Annotated in this window: 14 protein-coding genes; 8 read left to right on the top strand and 6 right to left on the bottom strand. The window is 70.6% G+C overall.

The window, feature by feature from the left end:
• Nucleotides 1-1,257, bottom strand: a complete 1,257-nt coding sequence (locus ACUYMY_RS14900; RefSeq protein ID WP_481704309.1) for a Gfo/Idh/MocA family protein — start codon at nt 1,255-1,257, stop codon at nt 1-3.
• A gap of 159 nt (nt 1,258-1,416) precedes the next feature.
• On the opposite strand from ACUYMY_RS14900, the gene ACUYMY_RS14905 reads away from it, so the two are divergent.
• The 4 genes from ACUYMY_RS14905 (at nt 1,417) to ACUYMY_RS14920 (ending at nt 7,149) form a co-directional block, all read left to right on the top strand.
• Nucleotides 1,417-2,385, top strand: a complete 969-nt coding sequence (locus ACUYMY_RS14905) for a carbohydrate ABC transporter permease (protein WP_481704310.1) — start codon at nt 1,417-1,419, stop codon at nt 2,383-2,385.
• Between the two features lie 12 nt (nt 2,386-2,397).
• Nucleotides 2,398-3,375 carry a carbohydrate ABC transporter permease gene (locus ACUYMY_RS14910; protein ID WP_481704311.1) on the top strand — a complete coding sequence of 326 codons (978 nt, stop codon included), beginning with the start codon at nt 2,398-2,400 and terminating at the stop codon, nt 3,373-3,375.
• An 83-nt stretch (nt 3,376-3,458) separates the two neighbouring features.
• The gene (locus tag ACUYMY_RS14915) at nt 3,459-4,817 is read left to right on the top strand and encodes an ABC transporter substrate-binding protein (protein ID WP_481704312.1); all 1,359 of its coding nucleotides are present in this window, start codon (nt 3,459-3,461) and stop codon (nt 4,815-4,817) included.
• 106 nt (nt 4,818-4,923) lie between these two features.
• Nucleotides 4,924-7,149, top strand: a complete 2,226-nt coding sequence (locus tag ACUYMY_RS14920; protein ID WP_481705072.1) for an alpha-galactosidase — start codon at nt 4,924-4,926, stop codon at nt 7,147-7,149.
• A 504-nt stretch (nt 7,150-7,653) separates the two neighbouring features.
• Here ACUYMY_RS14920 and ACUYMY_RS14925 read toward each other — a convergent pair.
• Complete coding sequence (locus ACUYMY_RS14925; protein ID WP_481704313.1) at nt 7,654-8,013, bottom strand: type IV toxin-antitoxin system AbiEi family antitoxin domain-containing protein; 360 nt, start codon at nt 8,011-8,013, stop codon at nt 7,654-7,656.
• Between the two features lie 407 nt (nt 8,014-8,420).
• Here ACUYMY_RS14925 and aroQ point away from each other — a divergent pair, with 407 nt between their 5' ends.
• Nucleotides 8,421-8,894 (top strand): type II 3-dehydroquinate dehydratase, encoded by a 474-nt coding sequence (aroQ, locus tag ACUYMY_RS14930; RefSeq protein WP_481704314.1) that lies wholly within the window; start codon nt 8,421-8,423, stop codon nt 8,892-8,894.
• A 42-nt stretch (nt 8,895-8,936) separates the two neighbouring features.
• On the opposite strand, the gene ACUYMY_RS14935 is transcribed toward aroQ, so the two are convergent.
• On the bottom strand, nt 8,937-10,124 hold the full coding sequence (locus tag ACUYMY_RS14935; RefSeq protein ID WP_481705073.1) for a MarP family serine protease: 1,188 nt from the start codon (nt 10,122-10,124) through the stop codon (nt 8,937-8,939).
• Between the two features lie 262 nt (nt 10,125-10,386).
• Here ACUYMY_RS14935 and ACUYMY_RS14940 point away from each other — a divergent pair, with 262 nt between their 5' ends.
• On the top strand, nt 10,387-11,064 hold the full coding sequence (locus ACUYMY_RS14940; RefSeq protein ID WP_077489001.1) for a Crp/Fnr family transcriptional regulator: 678 nt from the start codon (nt 10,387-10,389) through the stop codon (nt 11,062-11,064).
• Nucleotides 11,065-11,139: 75 nt separating this feature from the next.
• Here ACUYMY_RS14940 and ACUYMY_RS14945 read toward each other — a convergent pair whose 3' ends face one another.
• The 3 genes from ACUYMY_RS14945 to sp36 are packed head-to-tail and all read right to left on the bottom strand — an operon-like array spanning nt 11,140 to nt 12,750.
• Nucleotides 11,140-12,093: an NUDIX hydrolase gene (locus ACUYMY_RS14945; protein WP_481704315.1), complete on the bottom strand. Its 954-nt coding sequence runs from the start codon at nt 12,091-12,093 to the stop codon at nt 11,140-11,142.
• Nucleotides 12,077-12,595, bottom strand: a complete 519-nt coding sequence (locus ACUYMY_RS14950; RefSeq protein WP_481704316.1) for a RidA family protein — start codon at nt 12,593-12,595, stop codon at nt 12,077-12,079. The genes ACUYMY_RS14945 and ACUYMY_RS14950 overlap by 17 nt, the downstream gene beginning before the upstream one ends.
• The gene (gene sp36 / locus ACUYMY_RS14955) at nt 12,592-12,750 is read right to left on the bottom strand and encodes a Sp36 family protein (protein WP_481704317.1); all 159 of its coding nucleotides are present in this window, start codon (nt 12,748-12,750) and stop codon (nt 12,592-12,594) included. Before sp36 ends, ACUYMY_RS14950 begins: the two co-directional genes overlap by 4 nt.
• A 36-nt stretch (nt 12,751-12,786) precedes the next feature.
• Here sp36 and ACUYMY_RS14960 point away from each other — a divergent pair, with 36 nt between their 5' ends.
• Together ACUYMY_RS14960 and ACUYMY_RS14965 are read left to right on the top strand one after the other, a co-directional pair.
• Nucleotides 12,787-15,063, top strand: coding sequence for a transglycosylase domain-containing protein (locus ACUYMY_RS14960; RefSeq protein ID WP_481704318.1), 2,277 nt, complete (start codon nt 12,787-12,789; stop codon nt 15,061-15,063).
• A 52-nt stretch (nt 15,064-15,115) separates the two neighbouring features.
• Nucleotides 15,116-16,036, top strand: coding sequence for a metallophosphoesterase (locus ACUYMY_RS14965; protein ID WP_481705074.1), 921 nt, complete (start codon nt 15,116-15,118; stop codon nt 16,034-16,036).
• The last annotated feature ends 66 nt before the right edge of the window (nt 16,037-16,102 follow it).

Genomic DNA, 16,102 nt, shown 5'->3' on the forward strand with positions numbered 1-16,102 from the left:
CTAGCCGCGTTCCTGCAGGGCGCCGTGTGGGACCTGCCCCGCTGCGCCTCGGCCCAGACGGGCTGGGGCGTCGCCGAAGTCCGCCACGGGGATCCGCTCTCCGCCGCGGAGGGCGGATTCGTGCGCGGCGATGCCCGGGAGGGTATAGCGCGCAGCCTCCCACGCGTTGACACTCGGGAGCGCGCCGTTCGCGACCGCGGTGGCGAAGTCGTCGACGAGGAAGTGATGGCTGCCCTCGTGGCCGTTGGGCAGGCCGCGGAGCTCGACGGGGAGCCGCCCGGCGTCGTGCACCGGGGCCAGCCCCGAGACGAAGGCCTCGCGCAGGGCCGGGGCGACCTCGGCGAGCGAGGGGTCGTCGAGGTCGACGGTGCGCTGGGCCCTGAGCTGCGCCGAGACGTCCTCGAAGCCCTCCTTGTCCTGCCACACCGCCGTCTCGACGAGCTGCTCGAAGCTGCCCTCGGTGCCGAAGTAGCGGAAGCGGCTCTCGCGCAGGTGGGAGGGGTAGCCGACCCGGCGGAACTCGTTGATGCGCATCGACCCGCCCCCGGCGAGCTCGAACAGGGCCGAGGCGTTGGAGAAGTCGTTGCCGAACATGCTCACGCCCCGGTCGAAGACGCCGTCCCCGCGCTCGTCGGGCACGCCGATGCAGCTCACGCTCACGGCGTGGCCGCCGATGGCCCCGAGGACTCCGCCCACCGAGTGGGTCGGGTAGAGCATGGGCGGGTAGCTCGCGGTCCGCTTCCACTCCGCCCCGCCAGAGTACTGGTAGGCCTCGTAGAAGCCCAGGTCCATGTCGTGCACATAGTCGCCCTCGGCGTAGAAGATGCGGCCGAAGGCTCCATCGTGATGCCGCCGCCGGGCATAGACGGTCGCGGGGTTGTAGTAGCTCGTCTCGCCCATCATGTAGGTCAGGCCGGTCTCGCGGACGGCCTCGATGATCTCGGCGATCTCACCCTCGCTGACCGCCATGGGCACAGCCGAGTAGACGTGCTTGCCGGCCCGCAGAGCCTCGACGACGAGCGGGCCGTGCGTCCAGCGCTGGGTGAAGATGGCGACGGCGTCGAGCCCGCCGTCGTCGAGCATCGCCCCGAAGCTCGGGTACGTGCCCGCGAGGCCGAGCCGGGCCGCGAGCGCCTCTGCGCGCTCGGGCAGGACGTCCGTGACGTGGACGGCGGCGATCTCCGGGTGGGCGGCGAAGAGCTTGGCGAACTGGCCGGCGAACTGTCCCGCGCCGACGATACCGAGGGTGAAGGTCATGCGCCGAGTCTCGCAGCGTTGAGTTACTCGAGTCAATAGACCTGACGCGCAAGCCAGCTGAGGTCAGCAGCTCCAATGAAATCCTCTTGCCCCCTGTCGAGTTACTCGTGTAGATTCCTATTCACGCTGTTAGCCGCATCACATTCCGGAGGATCGACGATGACCACCACGACTGCCAGTGCGCCGTCTGCCCGCCGGGCGCCCGGGAGGCCCCCGCGCAGAACCGACTCGGGGGCGGAGACGCCGCGACGCGCCCGGGCCTTCGGAGGGGACTTCACGATCGCCATGCTCTTCATCGCCCCGGCGATGATCGGCTTCATCGTCTTCTTCCTCGTCCCCACCCTCCGCGGCATCTACTTGAGCTTCACGGAGTACAGCATCCTCGGGGACCCCGAGTGGGTCGGGGGGAAGAACTACGAGGCCCTCGCGAAGGACCCCCTCTTCTGGAACGCCCTCGGCGTCACGGCCCAGTACGTCGTGATCAACATCGCCCTCCAGACGGTCCTGGCGCTCGGGATCGCGCTCCTCATGGACCGGGTGGCGAAGTCGACGCTCGTCCGCGGCACGCTCCTGCTGCCGTACCTCATGTCCAACGTCATCGCGGCGCTCCTGTGGTTCTGGATGCTCGACTACCAGATCGGCATCGCGAACCAGCTCATCGAGGGCCTCGGCCTGCCGCGCGTGGCCTTTTTCGGCAGCGAGGAGTGGGCCATCCCGACCCAGGCGCTCATCAACACGTGGCGCCACATGGGCTACACCGCCCTGCTGATCTTCGCCGGCCTCCAGGCCATCCCACGGCACCTCTACGAGGTCGCCAACCTCGACGGCGCCTCGCCCTTCCAGACGTTCCGGAAGGTCACCCTGCCGCTCCTGCGGCCCGTGCTGGTCCTCGTCCTCGTCGTGACCGTCATCGGCTCGTTCCAGGTCTTCGACACCGTCGCCGTGACCACCGCCGGCGGCCCGGTCAACGCGACCCGCGTGATCCAGTTCTACATCGTCCAGAAGGCGTTCACGGAGTCCGACTTCGGCTACGCCTCGGCCATCGCCGTCATCCTCTTCCTCATCCTCGCCCTCGTGGCCTTCATCCAGATGAAGTTCCTCAAGGGCAACGAGTCGGACCTGGACTAAGGAGTCCCCGCCATGAGCACCGCAACCAGCCGCGCGACCCGGCCCGCCTCCGGCAGCAGCGCCGCCGCCCGCCGCTTCTTCCGCCCCGCCCGCAGCTTCCTCCGCCCCACCCGCCACTCCCTCTCCTGGCGCCGCGCCGGGGCCTGGGCGCTCCTGGTCCTGGCCATCCTCGTGACGGTCCTGCCCTTCTACTGGGTCCTGCGCACGTCCCTCTCCACCAACGGAGCCCTGGCCGCCAACTCGGGGAGCCTGCTCCCCGCCGAGTTCAGCCTCGGCGCGTTCAAGCGCGTCTTCGGCCTGCAGACCGCCTCCGAGGCGATCACCGAGGGCGGCTCCGGCGCCGCCATCGACTTCTGGGTCTACCTGCGCAACTCGGTCCTGTTCGCCTCGATCACGACGGCGGGCGCGGTCTTCTTCAGCGCGATGGCCGCCTACGCCTTCGCCCGCCTCCGCTGGCGCGGCCGCAACGCGGTGTTCAGCCTCTTCCTCGGCACGATGCTCGTCCCGCCGATCTTCACGGCCCTGCCGAACTTCCTGCTCATCAAGAACCTCGGCCTGCTGAACTCGATGCTCGGGCTCGTGCTGCCCTACGTCTTCATGACCCCGTTCGCGATCTTCTTCCTGCGCCAGTTCTTCCTCAACATGTCCCGCGAGGTCGAGGAGGCGGCGATGCTCGACGGCGCGAAGCACCTGCGGATCTTCTTCCAGATCATCCTGCCGAACGCGGCCGCCCCGATCGCGACCCTCGCGCTCCTGACCTTCATCGGCCAGTGGAACGAGTACTTCTGGCCCCTCCTCGTCGCGACCGAGCCGGACGCGCGCGTCCTCCAGGTCGGCCTCGGGGTGTTCAAATCGCAGTCCCCGCAGGGCGCCCCCGACTGGTCCGGCCTCATGGCAGCGACCCTCGTCTCGGCCCTGCCCGTCCTGATCCTCTTCGCCGCGTTCGGCAGGAAGATCGTCAACTCCATCGGCTTCTCGGGCATCAAGTAGCCCGTCCCCGACTCCCCGCACCTCCCCCTCCCGCACCACCCATACCCCCACCACACCCCTGTCCTGAAAGGACCCCCGGAAAAATGAGGAAAGCACTCGCACACAAGGCCTGGGGCGCCGTCGCCCTCGCGGCCGCCGCATCCCTCGCCCTCTCGGCCTGCGGAAGCGGCAGCTCGGGCGGAGGCGACTCCGCGAAGGGCGAGATCAGCTACTGGCTGTGGGACGCGAACCAGCTGCCCGCCTACCAGCAGTGCGCCGACGACTTCACGAAGGCCAACCCGGATATCACCGTCAAGGTCACCCAGCGCGGCTGGGACGACTACTGGGGAACCCTGACCAACGGCTTCGTCGCCGGCACGGCCCCGGACGTGTTCACCAACCACGTCTCGAAGTACGCCGAGTACGCGGACAAAAAGCAGCTCCTGGCCCTCGACGACGCGGTCTCCAAGGACGGCGTGGACCTCGCCCAGTACAACGAGGGCCTCGCGGACCTCTGGGCCGGCCAGGACGGCAAGCGCTACGGCCTGCCGAAGGACTGGGACACCGTCGCGCTGTTCTACAACAAGAAGATGCTCGCCGACGCCGGGGTCTCTGAGGAGCAGATGAAGTCCCTCACGTGGAACCCCGAGGACGGCGGGTCCTACGAGAAGGTCATTGCCCGGCTGACCGTGGACAAGAACGGCGTCCGCGGCGACGAGCCCGGCTTCGACAAGAACAACGTGGCCGTCTACGGCCTCGGCCTCGAGAACGCCGGCTCGGGCCAGGGCCAGACGCAGTGGAGCTTCCTCACGGCCACGACCGGCTGGACGCACACAGACAAGAACCCGTGGGGCAAGGAGTTCCAGTACGACGACCCGAGGTTCCAGCAGACCATCGCCTGGTGGGCCGGCCTCATCGAGAAGGGCTACATGCCCAAGCTCGAGACGACGGTGGGCAGCTCGGTCGCGGACACGTTCGCCGCGGGCAAGGCTGCGATCAACACCAGCGGCTCGTGGATGATCGGCCAGTACACCGGCTACAAGGGCGTTGAGGTCGGCATCGCCCCGACCCCCGAGGGCCCGAACGGCGAGCGCGCCTCGATGTTCAACGGCCTCGCGGACTCGATCTGGGCCGGCACGAAGAAGAAGGACGCCGCCGTCAAGTGGGTCGAGTACCTCGGCTCCGCGGCCTGCCAGGACGTGGTCGCGTCCAAGGCCGTTGTCTTCCCGGCCGTGAAGTCCTCCTCGGAGAAGGCCGCCGAGGCCTTCAAGGCCAAGGGCGTGGACGTGACCCCGTTCACCCAGCACGTGGCGGACAAGACGACCTTCCTCTTCCCCATCGCGGACAATGCCGCGAAGGTTGATGGCATCATGAAGCCCGCAATGGACGCCGTCGTCTCCGGCAAGGCGCCGGCCAGCTCCCTGAGCCAGGCCAACGAGCAGGTCAACGCCCTCTTCCAGTAGGACCGACGCCTCGCAGGGGCCGGTCCCCGCGGCACCGTCCGCCGGGACCGGCCCCAGCGCCCGCAGCAACCCTCCGGCACCACGTGAAAGCGAACCCATGCACTCCTTGACCCCACTGCACCTCCGGGCAGCCGGCACGAGCCTCGTGCTCGCCTTCGACTCTGGCGAGGCCCAGATCGTCCACTGGGGCGCTGACCTGGGTGCTGACCTCCCCGACCTCGGCCTCCTGGCCCCGCCGGTCCCGCACTCCGCGCTCGACGTCGCGGTCGTCGCCGGCCTCGTCCCCCAGGCCTCCTCGGGCTGGCTCGGCCGTCCCGGCCTCCGCGGGCACCGCACCGCCTCGGTCGGCAGCGGAGCGGGCCTGCCCGGCTTCGGCTTCTCCCCCGCCCTGCGGGTCGTCTCGGCCGAGATGACCACCGATCCCGGCGACGGTCCCGCGGGGGCGAGCACCGCCGTCGTGCGCCAGCGCGACGACGAGGCGGGGCTCGAGCTCGAGACCTCGCTCCGCCTCAACCCCGGCGGGCTCCTCGAGCTCTCCCACACGCTCACCAACACAGGCGGCAGCGCGTACCAGCTCGAGGAACTCAGCGCCGTGCTGCCCGTGCCCGGCGAGACCGCGGAGCTCCTCGACCTCACGGGCCGCTGGTGCCGCGAGAACCACCCCCAGCGGCACGCCATCGCCCAGGGGACCTGGGTGCGCACAGGCCGGCACGGCCGCACGGGCCACGACTCCTCGCTCCTCGTCGCCGCGGGCACGGCGGGCTTCTCCAACCGCTCGGGTCGGGTCTGGGCCGTGCACTTCGGCTGGTCCGGCAACCACGAGCAGTACCTCGACTCGCTCGCAGACGGGCGCCGCATGCTCGGCGCGTCGGAGCTCCTCGGCCCGGGCGAGGTCCTGCTCGCCCCCGGCGCCTCGTACACGACCCCCGTCCTCTACGCGGCCTTCTCGGACCGCGGCCTCGACGGCGTGACCGAGCGCTTCTACGACTGGTTCCGCGCGCGCCCCCATCACGTGGGCACGCAGGGCGAGGTCGGCGGGTCGGGCCGGGCGCGGCCGGTCGTGCTCAACACGTGGGAGGCCGTCTACTTCGACCACCGCATCGAGCCGCTCATCGAGCTCGCGGAGTCCGCGGCGGAGCTCGGCGTCGAGCGGTTCGTGCTCGACGACGGGTGGTTCCGCGGGCGCCGCGACGACACGGCCGGCCTGGGCGACTGGTACGTCGACGAGGGCCTGTGGCCCGATGGCCTCACCCCGCTCGTCGACGCCGTGACCTCGCGCGGGATGGAGTTCGGCCTGTGGGTCGAGCCCGAGATGGTGAACCTCGACTCCGACGTGGCCCGGCAGCACCCCGAGTGGATCGTGGGCCCGGCCGCGGTCTCGCACAAGGAGGGCGGGCGGCTCCCCCTCGAGTGGCGCCAGCAGCACGTCCTCGACCTCGCCAACCCCGAGGCGTGGCAGTACATCTACGACCGCCTCGACGCGCTCCTGTCCGGGAACCGCATCTCCTACCTCAAGTGGGACCAGAACCGGGACCTCACGGAGCACGGCAGCGGCGGCCGTCCGTCCGTTCACGAGCAGACGCTCGCCGCGTACCGGCTCTTCGACGCCCTCAAGGCGGCCCACCCCCATGTCGAGATCGAGTCCTGCTCCTCGGGCGGGGCCCGCGTGGACCTCGGCATCCTGCAGCGCACCGACCGGGTGTGGGCGTCGGACTGCAACGACGCCCTCGAGCGGCAGACCATCCAGCGCTGGACCCAGGCAGTCCTGCCGCCCGAGCTCGTGGGCGCGCACGTGGGCCCGACGCACTCGCATACGACAGGGCGCGTGCACGACATCTCGTTCCGCGCCGTGACCGCCCTCTTCGGCCACTTCGGCATGGAGTGGGACATCAGGCAGGCCATCGAGGCGGATCGGGCCACGCTCCGCCGGGCGATCGCGCTCTTCAAGCGGCACCGCGGGCTCCTGCACTCGGGCGTGCGCGTGAACGCGGACGTGGCCGAGCCGAACCTGCGCCTGCACGGCGTCGTCGCGCACGACGGCGGGGAGGGCCTCTTCGCGGCCGTCGCCTTGGGCACGTTCGCGGCCGAGATGCCCGGGCGCGTGGGCGTCCCGGGGCTCGACCCCGAGCGGACCTACCGGGTCTCGGCGGTCCTGCCGACGCCCGAGGACGCGGACTGGAAGGACACGTTCACCCAGATCGCCCCGCCCGCATGGATGGCGGACGGCGCGACGGCCACGGGCCGGTTCCTCGCCGAGGTCGGCCTCCCGCTGCCGATCCTCCGCCCGGAGCACGCGCTCCTGATCCACGCCGAGGAGGTTGCCGCCGGCTGACCCTGCCGGCTGATCCCGAACCGCCGCCGAAGGCCGGCCTCGCACGAGGCCGGCCCTTGCCTTTCGAGGTCGCTCCACCTGATCCTGATGAAGCGCCAGCCCCGTTCCATGATGGCCGCTTCGCGGCGGCGCTCTGCGAGCACTGCCTTGTGTGGAGTGCCTTTTGGGCCAGAACTGCAGCACGGGTTCGGGGATGCCGAGCAGCGTCATGAGCAAGCGCAGACGCGTTTCCCCCACCGACTCCCGACCGGCCGTCGGCAAGGGCGAGAACGCGGCGTGCCACAGAGATTCCCCGAGTCGTGGTCGCTGCCTCAAGCTCGGCGGCGATGTCCTTCTTGCTCGCACTCGCGGTTAGGAAACTGTCCATGATGACCAGGCCCTTTTCGAGTGGGAGCGTTCTCGCACAGTCGACCGCGGTGCGCGCCGGCGACGTCGCCAGAACGGATCCCCACGACGAGTTGACGGCGACGACTGCCGTCTCGGGCAGCGGATGGCAGTGCGAAGTCACGTCGATGCCGTGGTTGCGCTGCCCGTTCCGGTAGGAGGTCGTGACGTGGACGTACTCCCCGCGTCCCAGACCCGTGCTCCGTGCAGGATGGCAGCGCTCGAATGCGAGTAGACGGCCCCGCTCACAGTGCGGATGTGGGCCTCGAGCCTGCGAGACTGCCGTTCCCATGGGGCGAGGGTCCGCCAGGCAGAGGCGACCGCGTAGGCGCCGCGCCGCACGCGGACGAGCAGACCGGCTGCCACGGCCGCGGCCAACTGCCGGTCGCCGATCCCTGCCATTCGGAGGTGCGCGGCGGTGCAGACATCCCCGTCCGGCCAGACCTCGGCGAGCCGGGCTTCCAAGACTCTCGTGTCCATGCGTTCACTGTCCCGCTGCAGGCGGGGCCAGAGAGCCTCGGACCCTCCCATGTGGATGACAGGCCGGAACATGCGGCTGTGGAGGAGCACTTGAGGGAGTCCGGAGAGGATCGTGGGGCCGAACCGACGGGCGCTCGGGCACCAGGCACAGCGACGTGACTGACCCTCGACGGCCCGCGCCACCCTCCGTCCGGGGCTTCCACTGGTTCGGAACCGGCGCGTCCTCGCGGGACCGGCCTTGGATGGACCGGTCTCGCAGCCCCGGACCGGTCTCGTAGCGAGACAGGTGCTGCTGGTCGCGACGGCCCTGGTCGGCCTGATCGGCGCGCTCGGAGGTGACGCGAGGGCGTGAGGCCGGGCTCCGGACGCGAGCAGGGCTGCCGGCGGGACAGCCTAGAGTAAGGCCCATGACGGAAGAGACCCCCCGCGGCATGATCCTGGTCGTCAACGGCCCGAACCTGAACCTCCTCGGCACGCGCGAGCCCGAGAAGTATGGCACGGCGACCCTCGCCGACGTCGAGCGCCTGTGCGCCGAGGCGGCGGCGGCCCACGGCCTCGAGGTGCACTGCGTCCAGTCGAACCACGAGGGCGGCCTCCTCGACGCGATCCATGCGGCCCGCAGCACGGCGCTCGGCATCGTCATCAACGCGGGGGCCTTCACGCACACCTCAGTCGCGATCCGCGATGCGATCTCTGCCGTCCAGCTCCCCACCGTCGAGGTGCACATCACGAACGTGCACGCGCGCGAGCCCTTCCGCCACCACTCCTACCTCAGCGACATCAGCAAGGCGGTCATCGCGGGCGCGGGCGTCCTTGGCTACCGCTTCGCGGTCGAGTACCTCGCCGACCTCACAGAAGAGCGCAAGGCCACGACGGTCTGACCGGCCGCCTCCCCGCGCGTCAGCACCGGCGGCCGGGGCGGCCTACTTCCGCGTGCACACGCCCGGCTGGACCGGCGCCGTCATCGACTGGGCGGCGGCCGCGACCGGGCGGAGCTCCTCCATCGTGATCGCGTATCCCACGCCCTCGGTCGATTCGCTCTTGGCGAAGATCACGCCTGTGACCTGCCCTCCGAGGGTCAGGAGCGGCCCGCCCGAGTTGCCCTGCTGGACGTTGCCGGAGAGCTGGTACACCTGCTTGGGCGTCTCGTTGGCGCCGTAGATGTCCGGGGCGAGGACCGTCGTCGTGCCCTGGATGACCGCGGGACGCGTCTGGAACGGCCCGCCGAGCGGGTAGCCGGCGAACGCGGCGCTCGTGCCGGCCGGGCTCGTGGACGTCAGCGGGACTGAGGGCACGTCGAGCCCGTCGACGGCGAGCACGGCGAGGTCGTGCACCGCGTCGAAGTACACGACACGGCCGGTGCGGGCTCCGCCGCCCTGGAGCTCGACGACGGGCTCCCCCACCCCTGCCACGACGTGGGCGTTGGTCACCACCCGGTCCCGGGAGACGACGAAGCCGCTGCCCGTCTGGTTCTGGCCGCACTGGAACGCGGTGCCGGTGATGCGCAGGACGGATTCCGAGGCCGCCCTCAGCTCGGGCGTGTCCGCGGCCTCGTCCGGGACCGTGACCGGGTTGACGGGCCCGCCGATGCCCTCGATGAGCTTGGGGAGGCCGTCCCCGATGGCGAACGCGCGCAGTGTTGCGGCCTGCTCCTTGAGGGCCTCGGGGGTGAGGTCGTCGATTCCGCGCACGACCCGTGAGTCGGCGATCTGCTGCGAGACCCACGGGATGCCGATGCTCGAGACCGTGAACGCGGTCATCGAGATGATGAGGGCCGTCACGACGAGGCTCACGGCCCCGCCCAGGGCGCGGTCGACGGCGCCGGCCCCCTTGAACGTGATGCCGCGCCGAATGCGGTGGCCGAAGGCGGAGCCGACGGCGTTGCCGGCCGCCATGAGCGCCACGGCGGTGATGACGACGCCGGCCGCCCGCCAGCCGCTCTCGGCGAGCGCCTGGCTCACGAGCGGGACGGCGAAGAAGGCGGCGGCTCCCCCCGCGAGGAAGCCGAGGATGCCGGCAAGGCTCACGACGAAGCCGGCCCGGATGCCGTGGGCCAGATAGCCAATCAGCACGAGCACGAGGACCACGTCGAGGATCGTCAATCCGAACAGCACCTTCGGAGTGTATCCGTGGCGTCTGACACTCTGCTGTGAGACCGCGGCCGCCTCCCAGTGGCGGCAAACCGCGTGTTTCTGCGGAAGACGGGGCTGTGCAGGCGCCCAATCCGGCCTCGAGCGGCCTGTGTCGGCTGCCAAGTTCGTCACAAAACGGAGAGGGATCTGAAACAATGACGGCGGAGCCAGCACGTGCGCCCGGCCCGGCCCGGCACGTGGAACTGAAAAGAAGTGCACTGAACGGAACTAGGAGACTGCTTTGGACATCGAGGTACTGCGCCGCGCGCCCCTCTTCGCAACGCTCGACGACGACGCCTTCCGCCTGCTGACGGACGAGCTGACGGAGGTGGACCTCTCCCGCGGTGCCTCGGTGTTCCGCGAGGGCGACCAGGGCGACCAGCTCTACTTCATCGTCTCCGGCAAGGTGAAGCTCGGCCGCACGTCCCCCGACGGCCGCGAGTCGCTCCTCGCGATCCTCGGCCCGGGCGAGCTGTTCGGCGAGATGGCCCTCTTCGACCCGGCCCCGCGCAACGCGACCGCGACCGCCGTCTCCGAGACGCGACTCGCGGGCCTCAAGAACGAGTCCCTCAACGCCCTGCTGCGCAACCGCCCCGAGGTCTCGGCCCAGCTCCTGCAGGCCCTCGCCCGCCGCCTGCGCCGCACGAACGACTCGCTCTCGGACCTCGTGTTCTCCGACGTCCCCGGCCGCGTCGCGAAGGCCCTGCTCGACCTCGCGGACCGCTTCGGCCGCCCCGCGACCGACGGCGTGCTCGTGGCCCACGAGCTCACCCAGGAGGAGCTCGCCCAGCTCGTCGGCGCCTCCCGCGAGACCGTCAACAAGGCCCTCGCCGAGTTCGTCCAGCGCGGCTGGATCCGGCTGGAGGCCCGCGCCGTCGTCATCCTCGACATGCAGCGTCTGCGCCAGCGCTCGCGCTGACCCGCGCAGGGCATCCCGGAGCACGGAGGAGCCGGCCCCCAGCGGGGGCCGGCTCCTTCGCTGTCCGGGCGGGCGTCAGTCGCCCTGCGGCGCCTCCGCCGGACGCGCTCCAGGCGGGACCACGCTGAGCGCCTCGGTGGGCGGCGCGGCGCTGGGGGCCTCGACCTCGAGGAAGAGCTGCCCGGCGTCCTCGACGAGCTCGGCCTGGTACGTGTGGGTCGTGCGCTTGAGGTTCAGGTAGGCGATGCAGCCCTTGGCCTTGGCCATCTTCGCGAGGATGATCTCGGTCGCGGGGACGAGGAGCTCGGGGAGCACCTGCCCGCGCGTGTCCGGCTGGCCGACGCGGTCGCCCAGATGGGAGGTGTCCCGCTCGGCCATGACCTTCGCGGCGGTCACCCACTCTCCCCACACGCCCTTGCTCGGCAGGAGCGTCGGGGTCTGCCCGACGGGCAGGGTCGCGGCGAAGTAGCGCGTGTCGAAGCGGCGGTGGGCGAAGTCGGGGGTCACCCAGTGCACGAGGGGCCGCAGGAGGTCGGTGCGCAGGCCGAGGCCGCGCTTGGCCAGCAGCTCGGCGAAGCCGATCTCCTGGCCCGAGAGGGCCTCGCGCGCCCGCACCCAGTCGGCGGTCCCGGTGCCCTCGACGACGGTCGACTCGTCGGAGCCGGCCAGCAGCACGCCCGTCTCCTCGAACAGCTCGCGGATCGCCGCGACGACATGCACGCGAGCGAGCGAGTAGTCAGGGGTCCCGAGGAGCTCGGCCCAGTGCCCGACCGACGGGCCGAACCAGTCGAAGGTGTCCTCGTCGGCGTTCTCGACGGACCCGCCGGGGAACGCGACGAGGCCGAGCGGCGAGTCCCCGGGGCGGTAGGCGAGCCAGGTCTCGGTCCCGTCCGCGGAGTCGCGGACGAGGGCCACCGAGGAGGCCGGGCGCGGCGAGCGCGGCGCCCGGTCCTCGTCGGAGAGCCAGCTGCGGGCCGCGCCCTGGAGCCGCTTGGGCAGGACGAAGCGCCGCCTAAGCGAAGTCGGCAATCAGCTCCACCTCAACCGGGGCGTCCAGCGGCAGGACCGAGACGCCGACGGCGGAGCGGGCGTGGGTGCCGGCCTCGCCGAAGACCTTGCCGAGCAGCTCGGAGGCGCCGTTGACGACCCCGGGCTGCCCCGTGAACGACGGATCGGAGGCCACGAAGCCCACGACCTTGACGATCCGCGTGATGCGGTCGAGGTCGCCGATCTGCGACTTGACCGCGGCGAGCGCGTTGATGATGCACAGCTCGGCGTACTTCTTCGCGTCCTCGGCGCTCACCTCTGCGCCGACCTTGCCGGTGGCGGGGAGCTGCCCCGAGACGAACGGGAGCTGGCCGGACGTGTAGACGGTCGAGCCCGTGACGAGGGCGGGGACGTAGGCGGCGACGGGGGCCGCGACCTCGGGGATGGCCAGGCCGAGGTCCGCGAGGCGGCGCTCGACGGCGCTCGTCACCTCGGTTCCGTCCGCTGCGGTGGCCTGTGCTGCCTGTGCTGTCGAATCCGTCACGCCTGCTTCTCCCTCTTCAGATAGGCAACCATGCCGTTGCCGCCGGGCCCGGGAACCACCTGGACGAGCTCCCAGCCGTCCTCTCCCCACTGGTCGAGGATCTGCTTGGTGGCATGGACGATGAGGGGCACGGTGGCGTATTCCCAGGCGGTCATGAGGCCAGATTAGCCCCTCCCGGTAGACTCCTACACATGGCGTCTGGCAAGAACCCTGTCTTCGACACGGCCACAACCCTCGGCAAGATCCTCGCCTTCCTCGGCGTGAGCGCGATCTGCGGGGTACTCGTGGCGGGCCTCATGGTGCCCGCTGCGGCCGTCACCGGAAGCGCGGCCAACGGCTCTGTGCAGTTCTTCGAGAGCCTCCCCGGGGAGCTCACGGTGGACACCCCCGGGCAGGTCACCAAGGTCCTCGCCGCGGACGGTTCGGAGATCGCGACCCTCTTCGCGGAGAACCGCACGCACGTCCCGCTCGACGCGATGTCGCAGAACATCAAGGACGCCATCATCGCCATCGAGGACTCGCGGTTCTACGAGCACGGCGGCGTAGACACGACCGGCATCCTGCGCGCCGTCGTGGCAAACGTCAGCGGCAACCGGCAGGGCGCCTCGACCCTCACGCAGCAGTACGTCACAAACGTCATCAACGAGTCGCTCATCGCCCAGGGCAAGGACACGGACGTCGTCCTCAACGGCCAGAAGGGCGTGGGCGACAAGCTGCGCGAGATGAAGCTCGCGATCGCCCTCGAGAAGCAGTACTCGAAGGACCAGATCCTCGAGGGCTACCTCAACATCGTCTTCTTCAACCGCAACGCCTACGGCATCCAGGCGGCGAGCCAGTACTTCTTCTCCGTGGACGCGAAGGACCTCTCGATCCCGCAGGCAGCGCTCCTCGCGGGCCTCGTGAACAGCCCGACGCTGTACAACCCCGAGGTCAACCCGGACAACGCCCTCGCCCGGCGCAACCTCGTGATCGACGCGATGCTGCAGCACGGCAAGATCAACAAGCAGCAGCACGACGAGGCGATCGCGACCCCGATCGAGCTCAAGACGAACCCTCCGAAGCAGGGCTGCGCCTACGCCGCCCAGGCCCAGTACTTCTGCGACTACGTCCTGCATACGATCCTCAACGACCCCGCCTACGGCTCCACCCCGGACGAGCGCGAGAAGAAGGTCTTCCGCGGCGGCCTGACGATCAAGACGACGCTCGACCCGCGCCTCCAGGGTCCGGCCCAGGCCCGCGTCGACGCCACGGCCGGCGCGAACCCGGACAAGTGGGGCGGTTCGCTCCTGACGATCGAGCCCGGCACCGGCAAGGTCCTCGCGATGGCCCAGAACTCGCGCATGCTCCCGGGCCAGGGCTCGACCTTCACGACGACGTACAACTTCAACGTCGACCGCAAGGACGCCAACGGCAACGACCTCGGCGGGGCGGGCGGCTTCCAGCCCGGCTCGACCATGAAGCCGTTCACCTTCGCCGCGTGGCTCACCGAGGGCAAGTCCGCGACGCAGACCGTCGACGCCTCTCGGCGCGTCTACCCGCTCAACTACGCGTGGAAGACCACCTGCAACCGGGTCACCGGCGCCTTCAACAGCGCCGAGGAGGGCCTCGGCGCCGCCCCGACCCTGCAGAACAACGACGAGGGCTACTACCGGCCGATGCCCATCAACTACGGCCTCTACAACTCGATCAACACGGCGACCTACGCGACGGCCGCCGGCCTGAACGACTTCTGCGACATCCAGCGGATCGTCGACGCCGTCCAGCTGCACAACGGCGAGGGCAAGGACAAGCTCGACATGTCCACGCTCTCGAGCCTCCTCGGCCCGTACAACGTCTCGCCGATGTCCATGGCCAGCGCGTTCGCGGTCTTCGCGAGCAACGGCACGTACTGCACCCCCATGTCCGTCACCGAGGTCACGGACATCAAGGGCCAGAGGATCGGCGGCCAGGCGCCGAGCTGCCAGCAGAACGTGATCAAGCCAGACGTCGCCAAGGGCGTCAACTTCGCGCTCCAGGACGTGCTCGCGAAGGGTTCGGGCTACCAGATCCCCAAGACGGGCGTCCCCGCGGCGGCCAAGACCGGCACGAACAACTTCAACAGCCAGACCTGGGTGCTCGGCTACACGACCGGGCTCGTGACGGCGTCGTTCTTCGGCGAGGCCCTGCAGGATCCCGGCTCGCGCTACGGCCGCAACGTGACGATCAACGGCAAGTTCTACAAGGTCGTCGACGGCGCGTACATCGCCGGCCCGCAGTGGGGCGACTACATGGCCCAGGTCGCCGGCCTCTACAAGCACGACGGCTTCGAGGCCCCGCCGCCGTCCTTGATCCAGGGCAGCCAGCCGCAGCCCCGGCCCTCCGCCCCGGCGACCACCGCGCCGTCGAGCCCCGCGCCCGAGCCGAGCCAGGAGCCGAGCAAGTCCTCGGATCCGGGCCGCGGGAACGGCAACGGGAACGGCAACGGCTAGCGGCGTGGCGGTTCCGGGGGGACGCCCGACGGCGTCACGCGCCTCCGCCGCGATCGGCACCGGTGCGCGGCGCGCGGCCCTCGTGGCCGGGATGGGCCTGAGCGCGGGCCTCGCGGCCGCGGCGTACGGGTGGTGGGAGAAGGACCAGTTCACGCTCCGCGAGGAGACCCTGCGGGTCCTGCCCGCCGGGTCGCGGCCGCTGCGCGTCCTGCACCTGAGCGACATCCACTTCGTCCCGGGCCAGGCCGCCAAGGCCCGCTGGCTCGCGAGCCTCGCCGACCTCGAGCCGGACCTCGTGGTCAACACGGGGGACAACCTGAGCCACACGGAGGCGGTGCCGCCGCTCCTCGCGGCGCTCGGGCCCCTCCTTCGCTTCCCCGGGGTCTTCGTCCCCGGCTCGAACGACTACTTCGCCCCGACACTGCGGAACCCGGCGAGCTACCTGCTGGGCCCGTCGTCGCGCACACCACTGCCGAAGAGGGTCGAGCTCGACTGGCCCGCCCTCTTCGCGGGCTTCGGCGCCGCCGGCTGGATCGACCTGACCAACCGGTCCCAGTCGGTACCGCTCAACGGCGTGCGCCTCGACTTCTCGGGGGTGGACGATCCCCATCTGGGCCGGGAGCGGTACGCGGGCTGGCCGCAGGGCGCGTCGGGCCACGAGGAGAAGCCCCACCTCAAGGTCGCCGTCATCCATGCGCCCTACCAGCGCGTCCTCGACCACTTCGCCGACGCGGGCGCCCAGCTCATCCTCGCCGGCCACACGCACGGGGGCCAGCTCTGCATCCCGGGCTACGGTGCGCTCGTGTCGAACTGTGACCTCCCGACGTGGCGGGCCAAGGGCCTGACCGACTGGGACAACTCCGGCCGCACCGTCCCGCTCAATGTCTCGGGCGGCATCGGCACGTCGCGCTTCGCGCCCGTGCGGATCGCATGCCGCCCTGAGGCGGTGCTGCTCACGCTCCTCGGGGTCTGAGGCCGGCCCGCGTCGCCGCCCAGGCCCCCGCTGTCCGGCCTGTGAGCACCGGCCCGGTTCTCGGGC

The sequence above is a fragment of the Sinomonas sp. T428B genome, from assembly GCF_056780155.1.

Coding starts and splice junctions, on each gene's coding strand:
- aroQ (WP_481704314.1), top strand. CDS start 8,421: ATGACGGAAGAGACCCCCCGCGGCATGATCCTGGTCGTCAACGGCCCG.
- ACUYMY_RS14925 (WP_481704313.1), bottom strand. CDS start 8,013: ATGGACACGAGAGTCTTGGAAGCCCGGCTCGCCGAGGTCTGGCCGGAC.
- ACUYMY_RS14915 (WP_481704312.1), top strand. CDS start 3,459: ATGAGGAAAGCACTCGCACACAAGGCCTGGGGCGCCGTCGCCCTCGCG.
- ACUYMY_RS14900 (WP_481704309.1), bottom strand. CDS start 1,257: ATGACCTTCACCCTCGGTATCGTCGGCGCGGGACAGTTCGCCGGCCAG.
- ACUYMY_RS14960 (WP_481704318.1), top strand. CDS start 12,787: ATGGCGTCTGGCAAGAACCCTGTCTTCGACACGGCCACAACCCTCGGC.
- sp36 (WP_481704317.1), bottom strand. CDS start 12,750: ATGACCGCCTGGGAATACGCCACCGTGCCCCTCATCGTCCATGCCACC.
- ACUYMY_RS14905 (WP_481704310.1), top strand. CDS start 1,417: ATGACCACCACGACTGCCAGTGCGCCGTCTGCCCGCCGGGCGCCCGGG.
- ACUYMY_RS14910 (WP_481704311.1), top strand. CDS start 2,398: ATGAGCACCGCAACCAGCCGCGCGACCCGGCCCGCCTCCGGCAGCAGC.